Raw genomic sequence first — 24,241 nt, 5'->3', positions numbered from 1 at the left:
TCCTCGCGGGTTCGTGGATGGAGGTGGTTGGAAGGCGGCGGCCCCGCCGGGGCCGGTGTCAGCGGAACGCGGGGAAGACCTCCGCGGCGAACAGCCGCAGCGAGTCGCGGACCTTGTCGGCCGGCATCCCCAGCCACCCCGGACGGAAGATGAGGTGGTCGAACCCCAGGTCGCGCAGCGCGGAGATCCGTTCGACGAGGAACTCCGGGGACCCGAGCAGCAGCGTGTTGCGCACCAGGTCGTCGAACCGGTCGCGCTGCCACCGCAGGGCGGGGTACTCGGCGTACGTCGAATACTCGACGCGGGCGTGCGGCAGCGCCGTCGCCACGGCCTCCTCGTCGGTCGGCGCGCAGTACAGTTCCACCCCGATGGGCCGCTCGACCGACGCCGGGTCCCTGCCGAACTCGGCGAGCGCCTCGTCGTAGACGGCCACGTGCTCGGGCAGGTACCGGCGGCTCGGCGAGTTGCCCGGCGCGTACCAGGCGTCGCCGAGCCGGGCGGCCCGCCGCACCGATTTCTTCCCGCCCGCGCCCACCCAGATGGGCGGGCCGCCCGGCGTGCGGGGACGGACGCCGATGGACGCGCCCGAGAGCGGGTAGAACTCGCCGTCGTGGTCCACCGGCTCACCGGACCACAGCGACCGGATGAGGCGGATGCTCTCGTCGAACCGGCGGAACCGCGTCGCCGGGTCGACGCCGAACGCGGCGAACTCGTTCTCCCGGTAGCCCGCGCCGACGCCGAGGACGACGCGCCCGCCGGACAGGTGGTCGAGGGTGGCGAACTCCTCCGCCACGTGCACCGGGTGGAACAGCGGCAGCAGCAGGATCCCGGTGCCGAGCGTCATGTCGCCCGACCGGGGGATGAGGCTCGCCATCATCGAGACGGGCTGCGGGGTCGCCAGGTTGGACTGGAAGTGATTGATCGTCCACACCGAGTCGTAGCCCAGCTCCGCGGCGAGCTCGACGGTCCCGAACAGGTCGTCCAGGTGCGCGCCGAGGTCGTCGGAGTGCGGGTACTGGTGCGACGCCATGATGCCGAACTTCATGCGGACCGCTCCCCTTCGAGGTCGGGCACCGACGCGCGGCTGATCTTGCCGGTCGCGCTGCGTTCCAGTTCGGGCGTGAACTCCACCCGGCGCGGGGTCTTGAAGTGGGCGAGCCGGTCGCGGGCGAACGCGACGAGGTCCGCCGCGAGCGCGTCGTCCGATACGGGCGCGTCGCCGTCGCGGACGACGAGCGCGACCGGGATCTCGCCGAGCCGGTCGTCCGGACGGCCGAAGACGCGGACGTCGCGGACGAGCGCGTGCTCGCGCAGGACGTCCTCGATCTCCTCGGGCCACACCTGGAAGCCGCCGCACTTGATCATGTCGCGCTTGCGGCCCGACAGCCAGAGCACGCCGTCCTCGTCGACGTGGCCGATGTCGCCGGTGTGCACCCAGCCGTCGCGGACCAGCGCGGCGGACGCCTCGGCATCGTCGACGTAGCCCTTCGTCAGCTCGGACCGGACGACGACCTCGCCCGCGGACCCGGCCGGCAGCACCGTCCCGTCGTCGTCGCGGATCTCGAGTTCGACGCCCGGGTAGACCCGGCCGGCCGAGCCCGGTTTCCACAGGCCCGCCTTCATGTCCTTGCCGTTCCAGCCGGCGACGTGGCCCGATTCGGTCGAGCCGTAGCTCACCAGGATCGGGACGCCGTAGCGCAGCTCGAACTCTCGGCGCAGCGGCCACGAGATCGCCTGCCCGGCGACGAGCACGTGCTTCACGCCCGCGAAGGGGAGGTCGCGCTCGGCGTGCACGATGTCGTAGACCATCGTGGGCAGCAGGAAGAAGTTGTCGAACGCGAACCGGTCCATGAGGGCGGCGAGACGGTCCACCCCGAACCGCTCCCAGACGACCGTGCCCCGCCCGACGAAGTACGCGAACAGCAGCGAGTGCTGGCCGCCGGAATGGAACAGCGGGAGGGCGATCAGGTTCGGTTTCGCGTCCGGCGCCGCCGTGCCCTGCTCCTCGCTTCCGGTCGAGACCCGGGCGAGCCGCCGCAGCGACCCGAGGGTCCCGCCGTGCGTGACGCTCACCGCCTTCGGGCGTCCGGTGGTGCCGCCGGTGAACAGGATGCAGGACTCGCCGTCGGCGTCGACATCGACCGCCGCGACGCGCGCCTCGCCGCCCCACTCCAGCGGACGGACGCCGCCCGCCGCCGTCTCCGGCGCGGCCGCCCCCGCCGGGCCGACCGACCGGACCGGCACGCCGAGGCCCTCGGCGTCGCCGCGGAGGCCGGCGCGGTGCGCGTCCACCAGCAGGAGCTTCGGGGACGTCTTCGCAACCGACTCCGCCAGCTCCGCGGCGTTGTACAGGCTGCTGACCGTGACCGGCACCGCGCCGACCTTCCAGGCGCCGAACAGGAAGAACACGATCTCCGGGCCGTTGGTCAGGTAGAAGGCGACCCGGTCGCCCGCGCCGACGCCCGCCGCCGCGAGCGCGTTCGCCACCCCGCCCGCGATGAGGTCGATCTCGTCGAAGGTCCAGGACCGGCCGTCCTCGGCGTGCAGGCCGACGATCCCCCCGCGATCGGCGGCGCGGGCCTCCAGGACGCGGGCGAGGTTCGCGCCGCCGAGGTTCGCGCCGCTCATCGCGGCCCCCCGTCCCCCGGCGCGGGCGCGGCGAGGCGCGGGATGACGTCGGCGCCGAATCGGCGGATCTGCTCCATGGTCTCCTCCTGGCCCGCGCCCATGAACTGGAGGCGCAGGCACACCTCGGTGATGCCGAGCCGGGCCTCCCAGCGGCGCAGCTTGGCGACGACGTCGTCCGCGGTACCGACGAGGCAGTCCTCCGCCATGTACCGGTCGACGTCGATGGACCGGGCGTCCTCCCACGACCGGTACCCGGCGTACTGGCGCTCCAGGTGCGGCCGGACCGCCGCGAACGCCGCCGCGCGCGTGTCGGCGACGAACGCCTCGCGGGACATCGGGTACTCGCGGTCGGCGGAGAACCCGTGCTCGGCGAGAGCGTCGCGGTAGATCGCCAGCATCGCCGCGACCTCGTCGTCGTCGCCCTTCGGGCCGATCAGCCACGGCGCGTCCAGGCGGGCGGCCCGCCGCACCGCGGGTTCGGCGAACGCGCCGATCCAGATGGGCGGGCCGCCCGGCTGGACGGGCCGGAGCGGCAGCGACGCGCCCGGCGCCTCTCCCCACGAGCCCGCGGCGTCGACCGTCTCGCCCCGCCACAGCGAACGCAGCAGCGGCACGTACTCGCGCAGGCGCCGCAGCCGGTCCTCCCACGCGACGCCGAACGCCGTGGTCTCGCGCCTGCGGTAGCCCGCGCCGATGCCGACGGTCAGCCGACCGTGGCTGAGCACGTCGAGGGACGCGAGGTCCTCGGCGAGCGCGATGGGGTTCAGCAGCGGTGCCAGCAGTACGCCGAACCCGATGCGGATCCGCCCGGTCGCGGCGGCCAGGTGCCCGGCGAGCGGGACCGGCTGGACGAACGCCGACTTCGCCAGGTAGTGGTGGCCGAGGTAGACGGAGTGGAACCCGGCCTCCTCGGCGGCGGCGGCCTGCCGCAGGACGCCGTCGAGCCCGTCGACCGCCGACGCGGACGGGTCGAACTGGGCGCTCAGGAAGGCGCTGATCTTCACCCGGCGACCGCCTCGCCGACCGTTCCGGCCCGCTCCTGCGCGCGGAAGTGCGGGATGACCTTCGCGGCGAACTCCTCCATCGACTTGAGGGCGGCCCTGCGGTCCAGGCCGGGAATGCGCAGCCAGCCGATGTAGTGGTTGATGCCGAGCTGCTCGCGCAGCATCTCGATGGTGTCGATGACCTGCTGGGCCGAGCCGAAGTTGCCGCCGTGGGTCAGCGTCTGCTCCAGCGTGAGCAGTTCGATGTTCTTGGCGACGGCCTCGTAGTAGGCCCGTTCCTTCTCCATGGCCTGCTCTGACCCGGGAATGACCTTCCCGACCGTCCGGTAGTAGCCGAGCGCGGCCTCGGCGGCGGCCGTGAGGCCCGCCTCGCCGTCGCCGCACCAGACCTGCTGCATGAACGGAAGGTCGTAGGTGGCGACGTCGAAGCCGTTCTCCTTCATCGCCGTCCGGTACAGGTCGAAGTTCTTCTGCATGATGCCGAGGGGCGTGAAGTTCGGCGAGGTGATGATGGGCTCGCCGATCGCGCCGCGCTCCCGGAAGCTGTCCGGGGAGACGGTGCCCTGGAGGATCGGCGGGCCGCCCGGGGTGAACGGGCGCGGGTACGTGGTGATGCCGTCGTAGTGGAGCACCTCACCGTGGTAGCTGAAGTTCTCCCGCGTCAGCGCGAGCCGCAGGACGTCCAGGGTCTCCTTGTACCGGACCTTGGACTCTTCGAGCGGGACGCCGAACCCGGCGAACTCGGCCGGCTGGTAGCCGCGGCCGACGCCGATGGTGACCCGGCCGCCGGAGAGCACGTCGAGCGCCGCGATGTCCTCGGCCAGCCGGAGCGGATCGTGCAGCGGCAGGACCAGCACGGCGGTGCCGATCGTGATCGACCTGGTGCGCTCGGCGACGGCCATCGCGAAGCTCACCGGGCTGCCGAGGATGCCGTACTTGGAGAAGTGGTGCTCGGCCAGCCAGACCGAGTCGAAGCCCAGCTCGTCGGCGAGCTCGATCTCCTCGAGCGTCTCGCGCAGCACCTGGTGGTCCGACGCCCCGTCGCTCACGGGAAACAGGTTCATGATCCCGAACTTCATGCCACTCCTAATATTCCGACCAGTCGGTATGTTATCTGTCGACGGTGACGGTCCGCAAGGATCCGTCACCCACCGGGCAGGCCCCGGCTAGGCGCCCCGCCGCTGCCTGACCTGCAGCTCACCGACGCGGCGCCGGTGCCACGAGCCGCGGCCGAGCCGCGCGTCGAGCACGTGCGCGCGGCGCAGGAACAGGTGCGGGTCCGCCTCCATCGTGATGCCCATCCCCCCGTGCACCTGGATGCCGCGCTCGGCGGCGAAGACCGCGGCGTGCCCGGCGGCGGCCTTCGCCGCGTGCACGAGGCTCTCCGCCTCGGCCCGCCCCCGGTCCGCGGCCCAGGCGGCGTACAGGGTCAGGTCCCAGGCGGCCTTGCGGTACTTGACCGCGTCCGCGAGCTGGAACGCGACCCCCTGGAAGGAGCCGATGACCCGGCCGAACTGCGTCCGCGTCCGGGCGTGCTCCGCGGCGAGGCCGATCGCCCCGGCGGCGACGCCGCACAGCTCCGCCGCCGCGACGAGCGCGGCACGCCCGGCCCCGGCCGCCCCGGCCGCCCCGGCGGCCGCGGTGTCCGCCGCGGTGTCCGCGCTCGCGGGGAGGGCGACGTCGGAGAGCGGGACCGATGGGTCGAACGACTCCCGGAGCGTGACCTCCCCCGAGGTGATCCGGACGCCGCCCGCCGCGAGCACCGCGAACCCGTCCGCCTCGGCTGCGTACGGCACGAGCGTGCGGACGAGCGGGTCGTCCGCGCCGCGCTCGGGCCACCCGGCCGCACCGGGCACGTCGACCGCGGGCGCCAGGACCGTCCGTCCCTCCAGCACGTCCGCGGGAAGCTCACCGAGCCCCGCGACCAGCTGGACGGCCGCGGCGTGGGCCGGGAACCTGCTCGGCACCAGGTGCTCGCCCAGCGCCTCGACCGCCACGAGCAGGTCGATGAGGGACGACTCCATGCCGCCGGCGGACGCGGGCACGCCGAGCAGCCCGAAGTCGGCGAGCAGGACGGCGTCGCAGGCGGGCGGGCTCCAGCCCCCCGCGAGCGCGCCGCGCGCGGTGGCCTTCTCCTCCTTGGCCATCGAGCGGACGGACTCCTCGATGTCCCGCTGCTCGCGGGTGAACGTCGCTTCCATTCCGGCACTCCGCTCAGCGTGAGCGGGGCAGGCTCAGCACCCGCTCCGCAAGGATCGACTTCTGGACCTCTTCGGTGCCGCCCTCGATGGTGTGGGCGCGCGAGCGGAGGTAGTGGCGCATCCGTGCCGCCGCTCCCCCGCCGTCGAGCAGCACGCCGCCCGCGCCGTCCAGCCGCACCGCGAGGCGGTTCGCGTCCTGGACCACGCCCGCCCACAGGCTCTTCAGCGCGGACGTCTCGGGGCCGGGGGCGGCGCCCGTGCGGGTCTCCCCGACCATGCGCAGGGAGCCGATGCGGACGGCCTCGGCGTCGCAGCGCAGCGCGCCGACCGCGTCGAGGAAGGCGGTGTCGTCGGCCACCCCCCGCTCCAGGGCGAGGTCGGTGAGGCGGTCGACGGCCTGCCGCGCCCAGACCCACAGGCTGAGCGCCATGCTGCCGCGCTCGAACGCCAGCGTGGTCAGCGCGACCCGCCACCCGTTGCCGACGCCGCCGAGGACGTCCTCGTCGGGGACGAACACGTCGTCGAGGAACATCTCGTTGAACTCGGTGTCGCCGTTGATCATGACGAGCGACCGGATCTCGAAGCGGTCCATCGGCGCGAGGAAGTAGGTGATGCCCGCATGCTTGGACGCGTCCGGGTCGGTGCGCGCGAGCAGCAGGCACTTCGACGCGTTGTGGGCGTTGGACGTCCAGATCTTGGCGCCGCGCACGCGCCAGCCGCCGTCAACCTTGACCGCGGCGGTCTGGAGGCTCGCCAGGTCCGAACCGGAGCCCGGCTCGCTGAAGCCCTGGCACCAGTAGTCGGTGCCGTCGAGGATGCCGGGCAGGTGGCGGGCCCGCTGCTCGTCGGTGCCGTGGACGATGACGGTCGGTCCGGCGAGGTACATGCCGACGCCGTTCAGCGCGTACGGGGCGCCGCGGAGTTCGGCCTCCTCGTTGAAGACGGCCTGCGCGATCGCGTCCATGCCGCGGCCGCCGTGCTCGACCGGCCAGGAAAGGCCCGCCCAGTTCGCCGCGCAGATGCGGTCCTGCCAGACGCGGGACCAGCGGGTGCGCTCCTCCTCGGGCAGGTCCTCCTGGTCCGGGATGTCGGCGAGCGCCTCGTCGAGCCAGCCGCCGACCTCCCGGCGGAAGGCCCGCTCGGCGGGGCTGTCATCGAAGTCCATCGTCACCTGCCGGCTCGTCGTGGTGGGAACGGTCTTGGGGGGTGCGCGCGGCGGTCACGCGGAGACCTCCTCGGTGTCCGCGAGCCGGGCCTTGTAGAGCTTTCCGTTCGGGTCGCGCGGCAGCTCCGCGTGCACGAGGTACCGCCGGGGCAGCTTGGGCGCCGCCAGCCGGGCGGCGAGGTGCTCGCGGATCGCCGCCAGGGCGGACGGGACGTCCGGCGCGGCGCCGGTCAGCACGACGTGGGCGACCGGGACCTCGCCGTAGTCGGGGTCCGGGCGCCCGACGACCCCCGCGTCCCGGATCCACTCGTGCCCGGCCAGGACGCCCTCGATCTCGGCCGGGTACACGTTCACGCCGCCCACGAGGATCAGCTCGGCGGCGCGGCCGGTGATGTAGAGGAAGCCGTCCTCGTCGACGTGGCCGACGTCCCAGACGGTCGTCAGGCCGTCGCGCCGCGCCCCCTCGGTCTTGCCGGGGTCGTTGTGGTACTCGACCCTGTCCTCGCCTTGCCGCATGTAGACGATGCCGGTCTCCCCGGGCGGAACCTCGTTGCCGTCCTCGTCGAGGATCTTCAGGGTCGAGATCGACGCGGGCCGGCCGACCGTGCCGGGGTGCCGGAGCCACTCGTGCGGGCGCGCGATCGTGGTGCCGACCTCGGTCGAGCCGTAATACTCGTAGACGACCGGGCCGAACCAGTCCAGGATCCGCCGCTTGACCTCCACCGGGCACGGCGCGGCGCCGTGCAGCACGTAGCGCAGGGACGAGACGTCGTAGGCGGCGCGGACGTCGTCCGGCAGGTGCAGCAGCCGGTGGAAGTGCGTGGGGACCATGCTGGTGCCGCTGATCGCGCGCTCCTGGACGCGCCGCAGGAAGCCCTCGGGGGTCCAGCCGTCCATCAGCACGAGGGTCCCACCCCAGTTCAGCGCTCCCATCGCGGGCGTGATGTTGGCCGAGTGGTACATCGGCGCCGACACCAGCCAGGCGGCGAACGCCTCGCGGCGCATGCCGAACTCGTTGAACAGCCACACGTACGTGAGGGCGCCCTTGTCGGCGTCGGCGCCGCTGAGCGGGCGCTTGACGCCCTTCGGACGGCCGGTGGTGCCCGACGTGTACATCATCAGGGACCCGTGCGGCGTCCGTACCGGGTCGGTCGCCGGCATGCCGCCGGTCAGCTCCGACATCGGCCGGGCCCGCCCTGGTGTGCCGTCGACCGCGCCGTCGACCGGGCCGTCGACCGGGCCGTCGACCGGGCCGTCGATGTAGACCTCGACGCCACTGCGGGCCGCCGCGAGCACCGTGGCCTCCACCCGTCCGGAGCACAGGACGACCTTCGCCTCGGAGTCCTCGAGGATGTACGCGATCTCCGGGATCGTCAGGTGGTAGTTGACCGTGACGAGGTAGATGCCGGACTGCATCGCCGCCAGGTACGCGGCGACCAGGGCCGCGCTGTTGTCCATGACCACGGCCACCGTGTCGCCCTCGGTCACCCCGCGGGCGCGCAGGCCGTGGCAGATCCGGTTCACCTCGGCGAACAACTCGCCGTAGGTGATGCGCGCGTCGTCGGCGGTGATGATCGCGCAGAGGTCCGGGTCGGACGCCGCCCACAGGCGGAAGCCGACCTGCTCCTGCGTCTGCTCGCTCATCTCGCTCCTTGAACTACATTCCGACCATTCGGTATCTTTTACCGCAGAGTAGAGGGGATCAGCCACCATGTCCATACCTGCGGGCGGCCGACGGGCCGCCGACCGCCGGGCCGCTGAGCTGCGGGAACCCCTCCGGGTCACCGACGGCGTCTGGGCCGTCCCGGTGCCCCTGCACGGCAGCCCCCTCCGGTCCGTCACCGTCTTCCTCGTCGAGACGTCCGACGGGCTCGTCCTCATCGACGCCGGCTACGACCACCCCTCCTGCTGGGAGCCGTTCACCCGCGCCGTCGCGGAGATCGGGCACGAGCTCGCCGCCGTCCGGCTGGTGCTGCTCACCCACAACCACCCCGACCACATCGGCTTCGCCGACCGGATCCGCGCCCTGTCCGGCGCCCGCGTCGTGATGGGCCGCGACGACGACTTCGCGCACCAGCGCGACGTGCGCGGCGGCGGGTTCCTCGTCCAGCTCCGCGCGACCCTGGACCGGACGGGCGCGCCCCCGGACGTGATCGAGGAGATGTACACGGGCGCGCTCGGGATCGCCCGGCACACCGAGGACCTGCGGCTCGACCTCGCCCCCGAGCGCGACTCCGAGCACGTCGTCGGCGACGTCACGATCCGCGGGCTGCACACCCCCGGGCACACGCACGGGCACGCCGTCTACGTCGACGACGCGCGCGGCGTCGTGTTCACCGGCGACACGATGATGGCCGAGGGCCCGACCCAGCTCGCCGTCCCCAGCCTGCCCGGTGACGACCCCGCGGGCGATCTGCTCGCGTCCCTGGACCGCATCCGGGACCTCGGCGCCGGGATCGCCTGCCCCGCGCACCAGACGCCCTACCGGGACGTCCGCCGGCGCGCCGAAGAGCTGGCGGCCTTCCACCGGGCCGAACTCGACGCCGTGGCGCGGCTCCTGCGGACCCGCGAGTCGGCATGGGAGATCGCGCCGTGCCTGACGTGGAGCAAGCCCTGGGACGAGCTCGGCACGGGCGGCAAGCGGTTCGCGCTGGTTCATACGCTGTCTCTGATCCTCGGCGTCACGCGCTGACCGGGCCCGGCGCGTCCGGGCTCCGGCCCGGCGCGTCCGGGCTCCGCTCGGGGTAGGCCCAGTCCGGGGTCAGCTCCGGGCGGCGCTCGCGCAGCACCCGCTTGAGGACCTTCCCCGACGGGTTCACGGGGAACTCCTCGACGACGTAGATCTCTTTGGGAACCTTGAACCGGCCGAGCCGCTCGCGGGCGTGCCGGACGAGATCGTCCGCCGCCAGTCCCGGCCTGCCGACGACGAACGCGACCGGCATCTCGATCCACACCGGATGCGGCGCCCCCACCACCGACGCCGCGAGGACCAGCGGATGGTCCGCGAGGACGTTCTCGATCTCGGCGCTCGACATGTTCTCGCCGCCGCTGCGGATCATGTCCTTCAGCCGGTCCCGGATGTAGAGGTGGCCGTCCTCGTCGAGGCTGCCGACGTCGCCGGTGTGGAACCAGCCGCCGCGGAACGCCTCGGCGGTGGCGGCGGGATCGTCGAGGTATCCCGGGCTGACCTTGGGGCCGCGGGCGATCACCTCGCCGCTCTCCCCCGCGCCGACGTCGTTCCCCGCCGCGTCCACGACCCTGACGTCCACCCAGGGGACGGGGACGCCGACCGACCCCTGCTTGGTCTCCATGTGGGCCTCGTCCAGGTAGGTGAGGCCGCTGCACGTCTCGGTGAGGCCGTACCCCTCGATGAGACGCGCGCGCGGGAACAGCCCGCGGGCCACCTTGAACAGCGCGGACGTCACCTGGGAGAAGATCAGCCACCGCACCGGGGAGAGGTCGGCGTCCGCCGCGCCGGGCGCGCGGCGGATCATGTCGAGCATGGTCGCCGCGACCACCATCCCGGTGATGCGCTCCGCCCCGATCGCGGCCAGGACGCCGCCCGGCTCGAACCGCCGCTGCAGCACCATGCAGCCGCCGACGTGCCAGATCGCGTACCCGGGCAGGTCCGTCCCGCCGACGTGGTACAGCGGCGCGAAGTTCAGGATCCGGTCGCCCGCGCGGAGCCCCAGCTCGACGATCTGGGCGTGCATGTTGGCGTTCACGTTCCCGTGCGTCAGCAGCACGCCCTTCGGCAGGCTCGTCGTCCCCGACGTGTAGACGATCCGCTGGAGCGCGGCGTCGTCCAGTTCGGCGTCCGGGACGCGCGCGCCCCGGTGGGCGTCGATGAGCGCGCGCACGTCCGTCCAGTCACCGCCGCCGGCGGCCCCCGCGTCGAGAGGTTCGAGCGCGAACCGGCGGATGCCTGGGAACCCGGCGACGGCCCGCGCCGTCCGCTCCGCGAACTCGGGGACGGTCGCGACCGCCGCCGCCCCGGCGCGTTCGATCAGCCGCGCGAGCTCGCCCGGGGCCAGGCGGTAGTTGAGCGGAACGCACACGGCGCCGAGCTTGGCCAGCGCGAGGGACAGCAGCAGGAACTCGGGGACGTTGTCGGCGACGACCGCGACGCGGGTGCCGCCCGCGACGCCGTCCGCCGCGAGACCCGCGGCGAGCGCGTTCACGTCCGCGTCCAGCTCGCGGTACGTCCAGCGCCGCTCCCCGGCGACGAGCGCTTCGGCGGCCGGGAAGCGGGCGGCGCCCGCGCCGACCATCCGGGCCAGGTTCGCCGTGCTCACGTCGCGGCCCCCCGCTCGGCCCCTCGCTCGGCCTCCGGCTCGCGCCCGGGCTCCCCGGCGGGCTCGCGCTCCAGCTCGCGGAGCCGCTTCTTCAGCACCTTGCCCGAGTCGTTACGCGGGAGGGAGTCGACGATGGCCACGTACTTGGGCACCTTGTACTTGGCGAGGTTGTCCAGGCAGTGCCGCCGGATGTCCTCGGGCGAGGCCGCCCCCGGCTCGCGCAGGATGACGAACGCCTTCGGCACCTCGTCCCAGCGCTCGTCCGCGACGCCGATGACGGCGACCTCCGCGACCTGCGGGTGCCGGGCGATGACCCGCTCGACCTCGGCGCCCGCGATGTTCTCGCCGCCGGACTTGATGAGGTCGGCGCGCCGGTCGACGAACCACAGGTAGCCGTCCGCGTCCATCCGGCCGACGTCGCCGGTGCGGAACCAGCCGTCCCGGCGGGTGGCCGCCGTGGCCTCGTCGTCCTTCCAGTACCCCGGCGAGACCTTGTCGCCCCGCACGATGATCTCGCCCTCGACGCCGGCCGGCACCTCCCGGAAGTCCTCGCCGACGATGCGGATGTGCACCCCGGGGAACGGGGCGCCGAGCGCGCCGAGCTTCGACTCCTCGTGGGCGGCGTCCATGTAGCAGGCGCCGTTGCACAGCTCGGTCATCCCGAACGTGTCGATGGTGCGCACGTGCGGGAAGCGCCGCTTCACCTCGCGGCGGACGCTCGGCGCCACCCCCGCGAACAGCAGGTAGCGCAGGGCGCCGAGGTCGGGACGCGGGTCGAGCTCCATGAGCGCGAACAGGATCTGGGCGGCCAGCACCATGCCGGTGACGCGCTCCCCGGCCGCGATGCGGGCGATGTCGTCCGCCTTGAACGTCGGTGTGAGGACCATCGTTGCCCCGGCCGTGAAGGTCGCGAGTCCGGGCGCCTCCAGCCCGCTGACGTGGAACAGCGGGGCCGTGACGAGGATCCGGTCGTCCTGCGTCAGTTCGAGTTCGAGGAGCTGCGCCCGCTGGTTGGCGATCACGTTGCCGTAGGTGTGGATCACGCCCTTGGGACGGGCGGTCGTCCCGGACGTGTAGAGGATCCGGTGGACGTCGTCCGGTCCCTTCTCCGCGTCGGCGACGCGGACGCCCGGCGGCTGCGCCCCGAGCAGGACATCCAGCCGCTCGGCGCCCGGGACGGCGTCCCGCCCGTTCGCGACCGCGACCCGCAGGCCGGTGCTCGCGCGCAGGTGGGCGGCCTCGGCCCGGAAGTCGTCGTCGTACAGCAGGCAGGTGATCCCGGCCCGGTCGACGACGTACGCCTGCTCGGCGGCGTGCAGCCGCCAGTTCAGCGGCACCGCGACGGCGCCGATGCGGCTGAGGGCCAGCAGTTCGAGCACGTACACGGCGGTGTTGCGGCCGAGGACGCCGACCAGGTCCGCCGCCGTCACCCCGGCGGCCAGGAGGGCGGCGGCGTGCCGGTCGACGTCGGCGTCCAGCTCCGCGTAGGTCCACCGCCGGCCGTCGCCGACGAGGGCTTCGCGGTCGCCGCGGCGCAGCGCCTGGACGCGGAGCGTCTCGCTGAGGTTGCTCGTCGCCATGGCGCCTCAGCCCTCCCTGCCGCGGAAAGCCAGGATCTCCGCCCGGCCGGGCAGGCTGACGAACTCCAGCAGGTTGCCGTCGGGGTCGCGGGCCGCGAACGCCGTGATGTACCCGTAGTTCTCCAGGAGCTGCCGACGCGGCGGGCCGAGGCAGTCGGCGCCGAGGCGCGCGAGCCGCTCGTGGACCTCGTCCATCTCCTCGGCGGGGACCTGGAAGCTCAGCAGGAACGTGCCGAGTTCGAGGTGCCCCGCGGTCGCGGTCCGCTTCTTCGTACCGTTCCACTCGATGAGTTCGAGCTGCCCGATCCGCGTCGGGCCCTGGAGGTACTGGACCTTGCCGGTGGTCCCTTCGGGGAGCCCGAGGGACTCCTCGATCCCGGGCCCGCCGACGTCGGTGCGCAGCGTCCTGCGGTAGCCGAGGGCCTTCTCGTAGAAGTCGGCGGCGCGGTCGAGGTCGGAGACGGTCATCGCCACATGGTGGACTTCGCTGACGGGCATGCTTTCCTCTCCTGCTTCCTCTCCTGGACGGGCGCGGACCGGCGGCTACGCGCCGAGGACCCGCTGGATGAGCGCGACCTCGTCCTGGCCGCTCTGGGGGACGATGTGGTCGTCGAGCGCGCGGATCTCCCCGATCGCCGCGGCGATGCCGGCGGGCGCGGCGGGCTCCGGTCCCGAGTACCAGCCGGGCGTCACGCCGACGAAGATCCGCCCGACGCGGCCGCCGCCGACCGTGAGGATCTCCCCGTTCAGGTCGCACCGCTCGGACGCCAGGTACGTCGCGACCGCCGCGACGTGCCGGGGGTCGAACCGGTCGGCGAGATCGCCGAGGAGCCCCTCGGTCATGCGGGTGGCCGCGGTCGGCGACAGCGCGTTGACGAGGATGCCGTGCCGGGCGCCCTCCAGCGCCAGCACGTTCATCAGCCCGACGAGGCCCGCCTTCGCGGCGGCGTAGTTGGCCTGCCCGAACGTCCCGAGCAGCCCCGACGAGGAGGTGGTGAGGACGATCCGGCCGTAGCGCCGCTCGGTCATGTGCGGCCACGCGGGGCGCAGCACGTTGAACGCGCCCCCGAGGTGGACGTCGAGGACGGCGGTGACGTCGTCGTCGGTCATCTTCCCGAAGCTGCGGTCCCGCAGGATCCCGGCGTTGTGGATGACGGCGTCCACCCGGCCGAACTCGTCCACGGCCCGCCGCACCAGGGCCGCGCCGCCCTCGGCGGTCGCCACCGAGTCCGTGGACGCGACGGCGGTGCCGCCGAGCCCGCGGATCTCCCGGGCGACCTCCTCGGCGGCGCCGGACGAGCCCGCCCCGGCGACCGTCCCGCCGAGGTCGTTGACGACCACCCGCGCGCCGTGCTCGGCGAGCATGAACGCGTGCGCGCGGCCGATGCCGTTGCCGGCCCCGGTGACGATCACGACCCGGTCCGCGAAGTCGACCGCTCCGCCGTCGCCCTCGTTGACGTTTCCGTTCACAGCTCACTCCCCAGGACGGCGACGAACGCGACCGACGACCCGGGCTGGCCGCCGAGATTCTGCGCGACGGCGAGCCGCGCGTCCGGCACCTGCCGCTCGCCCGCCTCACCCCGCAACTGCGTGAAGCACTCGAACATCATGCGCAGCCCGGTGGCGCCGACCGGGTGGCCGAAGGATTTCAGCCCGCCGTCGGTGTTGACCGGCAGGGCGCCGCCGAGGTCGTAGCGGCCGTCGAGGATGTCGCGCCACGCCTTGCCGCGCTCGGAGAACCCGAGGTCCTCCATGAGGACGACCTCGGTCGGGGTGAAGCAGTCGTGCACCTCGGCGAGCGAGATCTGCGTCGCCGGGTCGGTCACGCCGGCCTGCGCGTACGCCTGCCGCGCGGCGGTGACGACCTCGGGGAAGGTGGTGAAGTCGTACCCGCCGGTGGCGAGCCCGGCGCCGGATCCGGCGATGAAGCTCATCCCCCGCAGGAACACGGGCCGGTCGGTGTACCGGTGGGCGTCCTCGGCGCGGACGATCACGGCGGCGGCCGCCCCGTCGGACACCCCGGAGCAGTCCAGGACGCCGAGGCCGCCCGCGATGCGCGGGGCGTTCTCGACGGCGGCGGCCGTGACCGGCCGGCGGAACTGGGCGCGCTCGTTGAGGGCGCCGTTCGCGTGGTTCTTCACCGCGACGTGGGTCAGCGCGCTGCGCATGTCGCGCTCGCCGACGCCGTGCGCCTCCCGGTAGGCGGGGTCGAGGAGGGAGAACCCGGCGGGCGCCGTCCAGTCGACGTCCGTCCCGTCCGCGGGCGGCAGGACGGCCGACAGGCCGGACTGCGAGCTGTCCTTGAGCTTCTCGACGCCGGTGGCCATGACGACGTCGTAGGCGCCGGACGCGACGCCGAAGACGGCGTTGCGGAACGACTCCGACCCGGTCGCGCAGTAGTTCTCGACCCGCGTCACGGGCTTGCCGGACAGCCGCAGCGGCCGGGCGAGGACCTGCCCGGACAGCCCCGTCCCCTGGGTGCCGACCCAGAACGCGTCGACGTCGTCGAGGGACAGCGCGGGCAGCGCGGCCATGCACTCGGTGACGGCGTCGACGAGGAGGTCGTCGGCCGAGGAGTTCCAGTGGTCCCGGAACGGCGTGCAGCCCATCGCGACGATGGCGACGTCGTGGGCCATGCGCCTGCCGGCTGTGCGCGTGCCGGGTGTGCGTGCGGTCGTCACTGGTCGTGCCCTTCCCACGGACGGAGCTTCCAGAAGTGGTTGTGGATCCCGTCGGTGGTCCACAACCGGCGGAACGTGGGCCGCATCCGCATGCCCACGTGGACGGCCTCGGGCCGGACGTCGGTCGCGTAGGCGCTGAGCCGTCCGCCGCCGGTGCCGTCGTCGTCGAAGTCGGCGACGACGATCGCGACCTCGGCCTCCGGCATGGTCGTCAGCCGGTCCCGGGTGACCGAGACGACGGTGGCGCCCCGGTCGCGCAGCGAGACCTTGCCGGGCGCGGCGGCGTCCGCGGTCACGCCGCAGACCGCGCAGGCCCGGCTCGGCGGGGTGGTGACGCCGCCGCAGGCGTCGCAGCGGCCGCCCTCCAGCCGGTACTTCCAGCCGGCCCGGCGGTGCATCGGCGGCGCGGCCGGGGACGGCGCGGCCGGACGGGCCGGGCCCTGCACGTCGAGGAGGCCCCGCCAGTGCAGGTAGCGGCCGTAGCCGAGGACCTCCCGGTCGGCGAGCTGCTCGCGCACCGGCCGGCCGCCGCGCGCGGACCGGACGCCGTCGCCGGCCCGGAACACGAAGGCGTCCGCGCCCTCGGCCGCCGACAGCAGCAGGACGGTCTCGCCGGGCGCCGCCGTGTCGAGGGCCGCGGCCAGCAGCAGCCCCGGATGGGCGGTGCCGGTGTAGCCGGTGAGCCGCTCGATCTCGGCGTCCGCGCCGGAGCCGCCGAGGTCGCGGCGCAGGGCGGCGGCGGCGCGGGGGTTGGACGACGCGACGGCGACGTGGTCGGCGGCGTCCAGCCCGGCATCGGCCAGCGCCCGCCGCGCCGCCGCCCACCCGGCCTCGACCAGGATCCCGGAAGTGAACCGCTCGTCCCAGACGCGGTCGTGCCGCTCGCCGGGCAGCCGCCAGCGGTCCAGCACCTCGGCCGTCCGGCCCGCCCTCGCCAGGAGCACCGCCGCGGCCGTACCGGGGACGAACCCGGCGGCGGCGTCGCCCTGCGCGAGCTCGTCGGGCGCGCCGGGCCGGGTCGTGCGGACGTCGCCGAGCGCAACGGCGGCCCCCGCATGCACCAGCAGGTCGAGCGCGGTCGCGCCCGACCGGTGGCCGTGCAGGTCGGCCGCAGCCACGCCGGTATCGAGCCCGAGCGCCTCGTGCACGATGCCCGCCGAGGTCTTGCCGTCATAGGGCGCGCTGGTCGTCGCCAGGAGGAGCCGTCCGCCGGACGGGGGTTCCGCGGTGATCTCCCGGAGCGCCTCGACCGCCATCGTCACGGTGTCCTCGTCGTACGCGGCGACGCCGCGCACCGGCCCGCCGGGCCGCGGCTCCGCGCCGTCGAGGGCGTTGCCGGCCAGCGCGTACGCGGGCAGGTGGACCGCGTACGCGCCGATGCCGTTGTGTTCGGGCATGGGTGGTTCGTGCCTCCTCAGGTCCAGGTGGGGACGGCCGCGAGCAACCGCCGGGTGTAGTCCTGCCGGGGCCGGTCGAGGACCTGCCCAGCGGGGCCCTGCTCGACGACGCGGCCCCCGTTCATGACCGCGATCCGGTCGCACAGGTCGCTGGCCAGCATCAGGTCGTGGGTGACGAACAGGAGGCCGATGTCGAGCTCGTCGGTGAGGGACCTGAAGAGTTCGACGACCTTCGTCTGGGTGGTGACGTCGAGGGCCGTGGTGCACTCGTCGGCGATGACCAGCGACGGCCGGGTCACTACGGCCAGGCCGATCGCGACCCGCTGCCGCAGGCCGCCGGAGAGCTGGTGCGGGTAGCTGTCCAGGACGCGCTCCGCGTCGGTGATCCGCATCTGCTCCAGCACCTCGACGGAGCGGCGCCGGACGTCGTCCTTGCCGATGCCGCGGACGTGCCGGCGCAGCACCTCGGCGAGGTGCGCCCGCACCTTCAGCAGCGGGTTGAGGGACCGGGACGCGTCCTGGAACACCATGCCCACCGACGAACCGCGGACCCGGTCCGTACGCTCGACGCCGGGGGCGACGATGCGCTCGTCCGCGAGGGAGATCGAGCCGCCGTCCACCCGGACGTTCTTCTCCAGGAGCCCCACGACGGCCCGCGCGAGGGTGGTCTTGCCGCTGCCGGACTCGCCGACCACCCCGACGACCTCGCCGCGCCCGACCGCCAGGTCGACTCCGTCCAGCAGGGTGAGGTCGCCGCGCGCCACGCGGGCCGTGATGGTCAGGCCCGAGACGTTCAGGAGCTCGGTCATCGGCGCCGCTTTCGTGGGTCGTGGTGGGTGAGCAGTGCGTCGCCGAGGAGGTTCACCAGCAGGACCAGGAGGGTGATCGCGAGCCCGGGGAAGAACGCGATCCACCACGCCTGCCCCAGCTCGTCCTGCCCGGACGCCAGCATGGACCCCCAGCTCGACCTGGGTGGGACGACGCCGAGGCCGAGGAAGCTGAGCGCGCTCTCGACCAGGATCGCGGTGCCGATCTGGAGCGTTCCCAGCGCGACGATCGTCCCGGCGAGGTTCGGCAGCACGTGCCGGAACACGATCCGGGCCTCCGAGGCGCCGACGGCGCGCAGCCCGAGGACGAACTGCCGCTCCCGGATGGCCAGGGTGGTGGCGCGGGTGACGCGGGCGCAGGCCGCCCAGCCGGTGAGCGCGAGGACGACGAACAGCACCGGGAGCGAGCTGCCCCGGTTCGCGATGATCGCCAGCGCGATGAGGATGAACGGCAGCGCGAGCTGCGCGTCGATCACGATGGAGATCACCCGGTCCGCCCAGCCGCGGAAGTACCCGGCGAGCAGGCCGATCAGGACGCCCGGCACGATCGCGGCGAGCGCGCCGACCAGCCCGATCATGATCGTCAGCCGTCCGCTGGTCACCAGCTCGGTGAGGACGTCCTGGCCGCGCTTGTCCGTGCCGAGGGGATGCTCCCAGGTGCCGCCGGACAGCAGTGCCGGTGGCAGCCGCGTCTTCGACAGGTCCTGCCCGCCCTCGGGCAGCAGGCCCGTCAGCGGCAGCACGAAGACGAGCGCCGCGACCGCCAGGAGCGGCACGGACAGCCAGAACACGGCGGTCCGCGGGCGCCGGGGACGCCGCCCGCGCGGGGCCCGCGGCGCCGCGTCGGCGGCGGGAGCGTCGAGTTCGAGTCGGCTCATCGCGCGATCACCGCACCCTCGGGTCGACGACGGAGTGGACGACGTCGACGATCAGGTTCAGGCAGACGAAGACGACCGCGCCGAACACCACGATGGCCTGGACGAGCGGGAAGTCACGGAACTGCACGGCCTGCAGGGCGAGCTGCCCGAGGCCGGGCCACGAGTAGACGTACTCGATCGCGACGGCGCCGGACAGCAGGATTCCGGTCTGCAGGACGACGACGGTCAGCACCGGCATCATCGCGTTCTTGAACGCGTGCCGCCAGACCACGCGCGTCCGGCCGATGCCCCGCGCGCGGGCAGAGTCGACGTACGGCTCGGCGAGCGCTTCGCTCATGGACGCCCTGGTCAGCCGCGCGATGTGCGCCATCGGGTACAGCGACATCGTCAGTGCGGGCAGGACGAGGTGGCGCGGCGTCCCGGACTGTCCCGCCGGAAGCCAGCCGAGCTTCACGGCGAACAGGACCACGAACATCATCCCGAGCCAGAAGACCGGGACGGACTGGCCCAGCAGCGCCACCGTGGACGCCGCCCGGTCCCACCAGGTGCCCTCCCGGGTCGCCGCGAGGACGCCCAGCGGCACCCCGACGAGGATCGCGATCGCCATGCCGGCCCCGACGAGCTGGAGCGTGAACGGCACCCGCTCGAAGATCATCGTGGTGTTGGCCTGGTAGTACTGCAGCGATTCGCCGAGGTCTCCGGTGAAGACGCCGCGCAGGTAGTCGAAGTACTGCGCGAGCAGCGGCCGGTCGAGGCCGAGCTGCGCGCGCAGCGCCGCCCGCTGCTCGGGAGGGGCGGTCGGCCCGAGGATGTTCGCCGTCGGGTCTCCGGAGAGCCTGCCGAGGACGAACGCCATGGTCAGGGCGATGTAGAGGGAGGCGAAGAGCGTCGCGAGGCGGATCGCGACGCGCCTGAGGCGACCGGTCGTCATCGGCGGGCCCTCCAGCGTGCGCCGGGCATCGCCGCGAGCAGCTCCCGGGTGTAGCCGTCGGCGGGGTCGGTGAAGACGGTCTCGCACGGCCCGGACTCCACGGCCCGCCCGTTCCGCATGACGTGCACCGAGTCGCAGACGGACCGGACGACCGCGAGGTCGTGGCTGATCATGAGCAGTGCGGCCCCGGTGCTCTCCCGCACCTCGCGGAGCAGGGCGAGGACGTCGGCCTGCACGGACACGTCGAGGCCCGAGGTGGGCTCGTCCGCGACGATCAGCCGGGGCCGCATGAGCAGGGCGCGGGCGATGCAGACCCGCTGGGCCTGCCCGCCGCTGAGCTGGTGCGGGTACCGGTCGAGCAGGTCCGGGGAGAGCCGGACGCGGTCGAGGAGTCCGGCGTCGTCGATCCACGCGGTGCGCTCGCGCTGCAGGCCGCGCAGTTCCCGCAGCCCGGAGCGGACGGACTGGCGCGCGTCCAGCGAACCGTGCGGGTCCTGGAACACGACCTGGACCTCCGGGCGCAGCTTCCGCAGCCGCCGCCGACCGAGCGAGGCCAGCTCGTGCCCGAGGAGCCGGACGTCGCCGCCGGTGCGCGGGCCGAGGCCGATGGCGGCGAGCGCGAGGGTGGTCTTGCCGGAGCCGGACTCGCCGACCACGGCGCTGCTCTCGCCCGCGCCGACGCGCAGGGACACGCCGTCCACGGCCCGGAAGACCTCCCCCGTGGTCCGGTTCCGGTGCTCGACGACGAGCCCGTCGATGACGAGCGCCGGTGCGTCCGCCGGGATGGGGAGGCCCCGGCCGGTGCCGGCCGGGGTCCCCTTCTTCAGTGTCTCCGCCATGGTCAGCGCGTCGCGTTCGTGAAGTCGACGGAGTTCAGCGGCCCGTAGACGACGCCCTCGACACCGGAGCCGAGGCCGTAGTTGTAGACCTGCTTGTAGAGCGGGATGTAGCAGTGCTTCTCGACGACGCCCAGCGTGTTGAGCTCCTCGTAGATGGGCTGCGCGGCGGCGGCGTCCTCCTGCTCCAGCGCCTCGGCGACCAGCTCGTCGATCTTCGGGTCGGGGCAGTTGCCGGTGATCGACTCGGACTTCATGAAGCCGCTGGCGAAGAAGTCGGGGACGGCCACGTTCGGGACCCCGGCGAACAGGTATAGGCCGTCGATCTGCTTGCCACCCACCTGCTTGACGAGCGTCCCGTAGTCGAGGGGCAGGTACTTCACCTTGAACCCGGCCTCTTCGAGGCTCGCGCCGATGGCCTGGGCGACCTCTTCCATGTTGGTGTACTGGGCGGCCGGGTAGGTGAGGTTGACCGCCGGAGCCGACGAGCCGACGAGCTGCTTGGCCCGCGCCGGGTCGGCGGTGACGGCCTGCGCGGGCTGCGTGCCGGGCTTGACGTTCAGCAGCCCGCCGTCCGCCACGGCCTTTCCGTCGAAGATGCCCTGGACGATCTGGTCCCGGTCGATGGCGAGGGCGGCGGCCTCGCGCAGCTCCGGGTCGTCGAAGGGCGGCTTGGTCGACTCCAGGAAGCCGGTGATCTTCAGTGCGGACTCCGTGCTCACGACCTCGATCCCGGCGTTCTCGGCCTGCTCGGCCTGGGCCGGAGGCAGGTCGAACGAGACATCCACGCTCTTGCTCTGCAGCAGCGCGAGCCGCTGCGACGCCTCGGTCGCCCAGGTGAAGGTCACGCCGGTGTTCGCGGGCTTCTCGCCCCAGTAGTCCGGGTTCGCCTTGACGGAGAACTCGCGGCCGGCCTTCGCGTCCTCGAACACGTACGGCCCGGTGCCGACGGGGGCCGCGGAAAAGCCCGCCGCACCCTTGTCCGCGTAGTACTTCGGCGGGAGGAGGTACACGGTGGTGAGCAGGTTCGGGATGTCGTACTGCGGCCGCTTCGTCTTCACGACGAACGTCGTGGCGTCCGGCGCCTCGAAGGACTCGACGTTCCCGAAGTAGGACTTCAGGATCGAGGTGTCCGCGTCGCGCGTGAGCTCCAGCGTGCTGACGGCCGCGGCGGCGTCCGCCGCCTCGCCGTTGGTGAACTTCAGGTCCGGACGCATCGTGAACGTCCACTCGGTGTCGGACGTGCGTTCCCAGCCGGTGACGATCCCCGTGCGGTCGGGCTCGAGGTTCGCGCCGGTGTTGACCAGCGGCTCCACCATCGTCGCCCAGACGACCTGCGCGGACCGGGCTCCGGCGATCGGGTCGAGGGTGGCCGGCTGCGCGTTGAGCAGTGCCCGCACGTGGGAGGTGTCCGACGAGCCGCCGCCCGGGGAACCTCCGCAACCGGCGACGCCGATCGCCAGCGCCGCCGCGGCGGCGGCGCCGGCCAGCCGCCGCAGGGTCGGGCCGTTCTTGATCATTTGGATCCTCCTCGGCGTCGCAGTGTCCGCGGCCTCGAGCCGACGGCACGCACAGAGCGTCCGGACCCGAGTCCCGTGACGCCCGTCACAAAGTACCGACCGGCCGGTATCAAGTCAATCGTCCTATGCAGGTCACAATGGAGGAAGAGTCCAAGATTTCCAAGACCCTCACCCGATTTCATACCGACCGGCATGTATGATTTCGCCCATGTCGACCACGATGACGACCGAGCGCGACGGACGGGTCGCGAGGGTGACGTTCGACAACTCCGCGCGGGGCAACTCCCTCGACACCGCGCTGCTGCGGGAGTTGACCGAAGCCCTGGAGGCCGCGGCCGGGAACCCGGCGCACGTCGCGATCCGCCTGGAGATGGCCGGACGGCACTTCTGCGGCGGCTGGGACACCTCGTCGTTCGCGGGCCTCGCGGACGAGTCCGCCGAGACCGTGGCCGCCCGGCTCCGCGAGGGCGACGCGCTGGTCGAGCGGATCCGGAGGCTGCCCGTACCGGTGGTCGCGGGGGTGCGCGGCCACGTCGTCGGCTTCGGCGTCGGCCTGCTGAGCGCCGTGCACCTGCCGGTCGCCGCCGCCGAGGCCCGGGTGTCCCTGCCGGAGGCCCGGTTCGGATTCGCTCCGGCCGGCGTCGGCCACGTGGTGGCCCAGGCGCTGCCGCGGGCGCAGGCGTACGCGCTGCTCTGCGGCCTCACCACCGCGACGGGCCGGCAGCTCTCCGCGTGGGGCCTGGCGTCCCGAGTGGCGCCGGACACCCAGCTCGACGCGGCCGTCGAGGAGGTGCTCGACGGCCTGCTCGCGGTGCCGGGCGGCACGCTCCGCGCGATCGTCGAGGTCGTCGGTTCGAGCCTCGACACCGGCCGGCCCGACCGCGCCTACGAGGTCGCCGCACGCACGATCGTCGAGGGGGGCCGGTCATGACGGAGCACGCGTTCCGCGCGGGCGAGGCGGTATGGGTCGAGCTGTGCGCTTCCCGCCCCGAGGCCGCGGAGGAGTTCTACACCGCGCTGCTCGGCTGGACGGTACGGCACGAACGGCTCGGCGGGGCGACCTACCGGATGTGCTCCGTCGGCGGGCGCGACGTCGCCGGGATCTCCACCGCGGCGCTGCACGGCGGACGGCCGCGCGGCTGGCTCACCTACTTCGCCGTCGACGACATCGGGACGGCGGCCCGCGACGCCGTCGCCTTGGGCGGCGAGCTGCTGACGGCCCCGCGCTACCTGCCCGCCGCCGGGACCGGCGCCACCGTGCTGGACCCCTTCGGCGCCGCCTTCGGCCTCTACCAGGGCGAGGCCCGCACGGGCGTCCAGCTCCTCAACCTGCCCGGAGCGCTGTGCTGGAACGAGCTGGACACGGGCGAGCCGGAGAAGTCGGTGGCGTACTACCGCTCGCTGTTCCGCTACGGGACCGAGTCGCGCGACGACGCCCCGACCGGACGCTCCTACACGGTCCTGACGCTCGACGGCGTCCCCGTGACGGGCGTGCTGGAGATGGACAGCACGTGGCCGAACCTGGTGCCGTCGAAGTGGATCACCTATTTCGCCGTCACCTCGCTCGACGCGGCGATCGCCACGACGGTCGAGCTCGGCGGCACCCCCACCGTCGGGCCGGTCGGCGGCCCGCACGGTCCGCTGCACCTGGTGAAAGACCCCGGCGGGCACACGGTGGCCCTGATCCAGCTCGAAGACGGCCTGCGCCCCGACCACGTCCCTTCTCCCCCGGCGGTGACCCGATGACCGAACCGTTGTTCGACTCCACCCAGTTTCGGCGCGTGTGCGGGCAGTTCCCGACCGGCGTGACGGCGGTGACCGCGGTGACCGCCGACGGGAGGACGGCGGCCCTGACGGTGAACTCCTTCACCTCGGTGTCGCTCGACCCCGCGAAGGTGCTGTTCTGCCTGGCGGACTCCTCGTCGTCCTACCCGCTCCTGACGGAGGCGGAGCGCATCGCGATCCACATCCTGAGCCGGGACCAGGAGGACGTCGCCCGGCGGTTCGCGACGTCCGGGCTGACCGGCGCGGAGCGGCTGGCGGGCGTCGGCTGGACCGCCGGCCCCGGCGGGGTGCCGCTGCTGCCCGACACCCCGGCGATCCTCGCCGGCCCGCCCGGCGAGATCATCACCAGCGGCGACCACGCGATCATCCTCGTCGCCGTCGACCACGTCCATCTCAAGCCGAGCGACACCCCCGCCCTGTCCTTCTACCAGGGGCGTTTCACCACGCCGGTGGTGGCCGCGGCGGAGTGACGCCCCGCCGGGCGGTGCCCCCGGCGGTCCGCCGGGGCGCCCG

22 protein-coding genes are annotated in these 24,241 nt (G+C 73.4%); 4 read left to right on the top strand and 18 right to left on the bottom strand.

Features of this window, described 5'->3' with window-relative positions; all coding sequences use genetic code 11:
- Positions 1 to 58 precede the first annotated feature (58 nt).
- From F7P10_RS29485 to F7P10_RS29455, 7 genes are all read right to left on the bottom strand, one after another.
- On the bottom strand, positions 59 to 1,045 hold the full coding sequence (locus tag F7P10_RS29485) for an LLM class flavin-dependent oxidoreductase (protein ID WP_151014226.1): 987 nt from the start codon (positions 1,043 to 1,045) through the stop codon (positions 59 to 61).
- Entirely contained in the window at positions 1,042 to 2,628 is a 1,587-nt protein-coding gene (locus F7P10_RS29480) for a class I adenylate-forming enzyme family protein (protein ID WP_151014225.1), read from the bottom strand. Before F7P10_RS29480 ends, F7P10_RS29485 begins: the two co-directional genes overlap by 4 nt.
- Complete coding sequence (locus F7P10_RS29475; RefSeq protein WP_176611702.1) at positions 2,625 to 3,632, bottom strand: LLM class flavin-dependent oxidoreductase; 1,008 nt, start codon at positions 3,630 to 3,632, stop codon at positions 2,625 to 2,627. The genes F7P10_RS29480 and F7P10_RS29475 overlap by 4 nt, the downstream gene beginning before the upstream one ends.
- The gene (locus F7P10_RS29470) at positions 3,629 to 4,711 is read right to left on the bottom strand and encodes an LLM class flavin-dependent oxidoreductase (RefSeq protein WP_151014221.1); all 1,083 of its coding nucleotides are present in this window, start codon (positions 4,709 to 4,711) and stop codon (positions 3,629 to 3,631) included. The genes F7P10_RS29475 and F7P10_RS29470 overlap by 4 nt, the downstream gene beginning before the upstream one ends.
- 87 nt (positions 4,712 to 4,798) lie before the next feature.
- Positions 4,799 to 5,833, bottom strand: coding sequence for an acyl-CoA dehydrogenase (locus F7P10_RS29465; protein ID WP_151014219.1), 1,035 nt, complete (start codon positions 5,831 to 5,833; stop codon positions 4,799 to 4,801).
- A 13-nt stretch (positions 5,834 to 5,846) separates the two neighbouring features.
- Entirely contained in the window at positions 5,847 to 6,998 is a 1,152-nt protein-coding gene (locus F7P10_RS29460) for an acyl-CoA dehydrogenase family protein (protein ID WP_151014217.1), read from the bottom strand.
- 54 nt (positions 6,999 to 7,052) lie between these two features.
- Positions 7,053 to 8,642 (bottom strand): AMP-binding protein, encoded by a 1,590-nt coding sequence (locus F7P10_RS29455; RefSeq protein WP_151014215.1) that lies wholly within the window; start codon positions 8,640 to 8,642, stop codon positions 7,053 to 7,055.
- A gap of 67 nt (positions 8,643 to 8,709) precedes the next feature.
- On the opposite strand from F7P10_RS29455, the gene F7P10_RS29450 reads away from it, so the two are divergent.
- Positions 8,710 to 9,690 (top strand): MBL fold metallo-hydrolase, encoded by a 981-nt coding sequence (locus F7P10_RS29450; RefSeq protein WP_151014213.1) that lies wholly within the window; start codon positions 8,710 to 8,712, stop codon positions 9,688 to 9,690.
- Here the strand turns inward: F7P10_RS29450 and F7P10_RS29445 are convergent.
- Genes F7P10_RS29445 through F7P10_RS29395 form a run of 11 tightly spaced genes read right to left on the bottom strand, consistent with a single transcriptional unit; the run spans position 9,680 to position 21,943 of the window.
- Positions 9,680 to 11,293, bottom strand: a complete 1,614-nt coding sequence (locus F7P10_RS29445) for a class I adenylate-forming enzyme family protein (RefSeq protein ID WP_151014211.1) — start codon at positions 11,291 to 11,293, stop codon at positions 9,680 to 9,682. The two genes, F7P10_RS29450 and F7P10_RS29445, sit on opposite strands and share 11 nt — an antisense overlap.
- Positions 11,290 to 12,873, bottom strand: coding sequence for a class I adenylate-forming enzyme family protein (locus F7P10_RS29440; protein WP_151014209.1), 1,584 nt, complete (start codon positions 12,871 to 12,873; stop codon positions 11,290 to 11,292). The genes F7P10_RS29445 and F7P10_RS29440 overlap by 4 nt, the downstream gene beginning before the upstream one ends.
- A 6-nt stretch (positions 12,874 to 12,879) precedes the next feature.
- On the bottom strand, positions 12,880 to 13,371 hold the full coding sequence (locus F7P10_RS29435) for a VOC family protein (RefSeq protein ID WP_151014207.1): 492 nt from the start codon (positions 13,369 to 13,371) through the stop codon (positions 12,880 to 12,882).
- Between the two features lie 45 nt (positions 13,372 to 13,416).
- Positions 13,417 to 14,343, bottom strand: a complete 927-nt coding sequence (locus F7P10_RS29430) for an SDR family NAD(P)-dependent oxidoreductase (protein ID WP_151014206.1) — start codon at positions 14,341 to 14,343, stop codon at positions 13,417 to 13,419.
- Positions 14,340 to 15,509 (bottom strand): acetyl-CoA acetyltransferase, encoded by a 1,170-nt coding sequence (locus F7P10_RS29425; RefSeq protein ID WP_151014204.1) that lies wholly within the window; start codon positions 15,507 to 15,509, stop codon positions 14,340 to 14,342. The genes F7P10_RS29430 and F7P10_RS29425 overlap by 4 nt, the downstream gene beginning before the upstream one ends.
- A gap of 41 nt (positions 15,510 to 15,550) precedes the next feature.
- On the bottom strand, positions 15,551 to 16,951 hold the full coding sequence (locus F7P10_RS29420) for a zinc ribbon domain-containing protein (protein WP_151014202.1): 1,401 nt from the start codon (positions 16,949 to 16,951) through the stop codon (positions 15,551 to 15,553).
- A 17-nt stretch (positions 16,952 to 16,968) separates the two neighbouring features.
- Positions 16,969 to 17,760, bottom strand: coding sequence for an ABC transporter ATP-binding protein (locus F7P10_RS29415; RefSeq protein ID WP_151014201.1), 792 nt, complete (start codon positions 17,758 to 17,760; stop codon positions 16,969 to 16,971).
- Complete coding sequence (locus F7P10_RS29410; protein WP_151014199.1) at positions 17,757 to 18,656, bottom strand: ABC transporter permease; 900 nt, start codon at positions 18,654 to 18,656, stop codon at positions 17,757 to 17,759. The genes F7P10_RS29415 and F7P10_RS29410 overlap by 4 nt, the downstream gene beginning before the upstream one ends.
- Before the next feature lie 7 nt (positions 18,657 to 18,663).
- Positions 18,664 to 19,587, bottom strand: a complete 924-nt coding sequence (locus F7P10_RS29405; protein ID WP_151014198.1) for an ABC transporter permease — start codon at positions 19,585 to 19,587, stop codon at positions 18,664 to 18,666.
- Positions 19,584 to 20,426 carry an ABC transporter ATP-binding protein gene (locus tag F7P10_RS29400; RefSeq protein WP_151014196.1) on the bottom strand — a complete coding sequence of 281 codons (843 nt, stop codon included), beginning with the start codon at positions 20,424 to 20,426 and terminating at the stop codon, positions 19,584 to 19,586. Before F7P10_RS29400 ends, F7P10_RS29405 begins: the two co-directional genes overlap by 4 nt.
- Positions 20,427 to 20,428: 2 nt before the next feature.
- Complete coding sequence (locus F7P10_RS29395; protein WP_151014194.1) at positions 20,429 to 21,943, bottom strand: ABC transporter substrate-binding protein; 1,515 nt, start codon at positions 21,941 to 21,943, stop codon at positions 20,429 to 20,431.
- Between the two features lie 208 nt (positions 21,944 to 22,151).
- Between F7P10_RS29395 and F7P10_RS29390 the strand changes: the two genes are divergently transcribed.
- Genes F7P10_RS29390 through F7P10_RS29380 form a run of 3 tightly spaced genes read left to right on the top strand, consistent with a single transcriptional unit; the run spans position 22,152 to position 24,198 of the window.
- A complete protein-coding gene (locus F7P10_RS29390) occupies positions 22,152 to 22,874 on the top strand; it encodes an enoyl-CoA hydratase/isomerase family protein (RefSeq protein WP_176611701.1) in 723 nt (240 codons plus the stop codon).
- Positions 22,871 to 23,689 carry a VOC family protein gene (locus F7P10_RS29385; protein ID WP_151014190.1) on the top strand — a complete coding sequence of 273 codons (819 nt, stop codon included), beginning with the start codon at positions 22,871 to 22,873 and terminating at the stop codon, positions 23,687 to 23,689. Before F7P10_RS29390 ends, F7P10_RS29385 begins: the two co-directional genes overlap by 4 nt.
- Entirely contained in the window at positions 23,686 to 24,198 is a 513-nt protein-coding gene (locus F7P10_RS29380) for a flavin reductase family protein (RefSeq protein WP_151014188.1), read from the top strand. Before F7P10_RS29385 ends, F7P10_RS29380 begins: the two co-directional genes overlap by 4 nt.
- Positions 24,199 to 24,241: the final 43 nt, after the last annotated feature.

The sequence above is a fragment of the Actinomadura sp. WMMB 499 genome (genome assembly GCF_008824145.1).
Classification (GTDB): Bacteria; Actinomycetota; Actinomycetes; order Streptosporangiales; family Streptosporangiaceae; genus Spirillospora.
The sequence above is the reverse complement of the archived record's forward strand: the minus strand, read 5'-3'. Positions and strand labels throughout refer to the sequence as shown.

Excerpts from the sequence above, each read along its gene's own strand:
- F7P10_RS29390 (WP_176611701.1), top strand. The coding sequence starts at position 22,152 with ATGTCGACCACGATGACGACCGAGCGCGACGGACGGGTCGCGAGGGTG.
- F7P10_RS29425 (WP_151014204.1), bottom strand. The coding sequence starts at position 15,509 with ATGGCCCACGACGTCGCCATCGTCGCGATGGGCTGCACGCCGTTCCGG.
- F7P10_RS29460 (WP_151014217.1), bottom strand. The coding sequence starts at position 6,998 with ATGGACTTCGATGACAGCCCCGCCGAGCGGGCCTTCCGCCGGGAGGTC.
- F7P10_RS29450 (WP_151014213.1), top strand. The coding sequence starts at position 8,710 with ATGTCCATACCTGCGGGCGGCCGACGGGCCGCCGACCGCCGGGCCGCT.
- F7P10_RS29455 (WP_151014215.1), bottom strand. The coding sequence starts at position 8,642 with ATGAGCGAGCAGACGCAGGAGCAGGTCGGCTTCCGCCTGTGGGCGGCG.
- F7P10_RS29400 (WP_151014196.1), bottom strand. The coding sequence starts at position 20,426 with ATGGCGGAGACACTGAAGAAGGGGACCCCGGCCGGCACCGGCCGGGGC.
- F7P10_RS29480 (WP_151014225.1), bottom strand. The coding sequence starts at position 2,628 with ATGAGCGGCGCGAACCTCGGCGGCGCGAACCTCGCCCGCGTCCTGGAG.
- F7P10_RS29470 (WP_151014221.1), bottom strand. The coding sequence starts at position 4,711 with ATGAAGTTCGGGATCATGAACCTGTTTCCCGTGAGCGACGGGGCGTCG.
- F7P10_RS29385 (WP_151014190.1), top strand. The coding sequence starts at position 22,871 with ATGACGGAGCACGCGTTCCGCGCGGGCGAGGCGGTATGGGTCGAGCTG.
- F7P10_RS29420 (WP_151014202.1), bottom strand. The coding sequence starts at position 16,951 with ATGCCCGAACACAACGGCATCGGCGCGTACGCGGTCCACCTGCCCGCG.
- F7P10_RS29405 (WP_151014198.1), bottom strand. The coding sequence starts at position 19,587 with ATGACGACCGGTCGCCTCAGGCGCGTCGCGATCCGCCTCGCGACGCTC.
- F7P10_RS29465 (WP_151014219.1), bottom strand. The coding sequence starts at position 5,833 with ATGGAAGCGACGTTCACCCGCGAGCAGCGGGACATCGAGGAGTCCGTC.
- F7P10_RS29395 (WP_151014194.1), bottom strand. The coding sequence starts at position 21,943 with ATGATCAAGAACGGCCCGACCCTGCGGCGGCTGGCCGGCGCCGCCGCC.
- F7P10_RS29415 (WP_151014201.1), bottom strand. The coding sequence starts at position 17,760 with ATGACCGAGCTCCTGAACGTCTCGGGCCTGACCATCACGGCCCGCGTG.
- F7P10_RS29410 (WP_151014199.1), bottom strand. The coding sequence starts at position 18,656 with ATGAGCCGACTCGAACTCGACGCTCCCGCCGCCGACGCGGCGCCGCGG.
- F7P10_RS29380 (WP_151014188.1), top strand. The coding sequence starts at position 23,686 with ATGACCGAACCGTTGTTCGACTCCACCCAGTTTCGGCGCGTGTGCGGG.
- F7P10_RS29485 (WP_151014226.1), bottom strand. The coding sequence starts at position 1,045 with ATGAAGTTCGGCATCATGGCGTCGCACCAGTACCCGCACTCCGACGAC.
- F7P10_RS29435 (WP_151014207.1), bottom strand. The coding sequence starts at position 13,371 with ATGCCCGTCAGCGAAGTCCACCATGTGGCGATGACCGTCTCCGACCTC.
- F7P10_RS29440 (WP_151014209.1), bottom strand. The coding sequence starts at position 12,873 with ATGGCGACGAGCAACCTCAGCGAGACGCTCCGCGTCCAGGCGCTGCGC.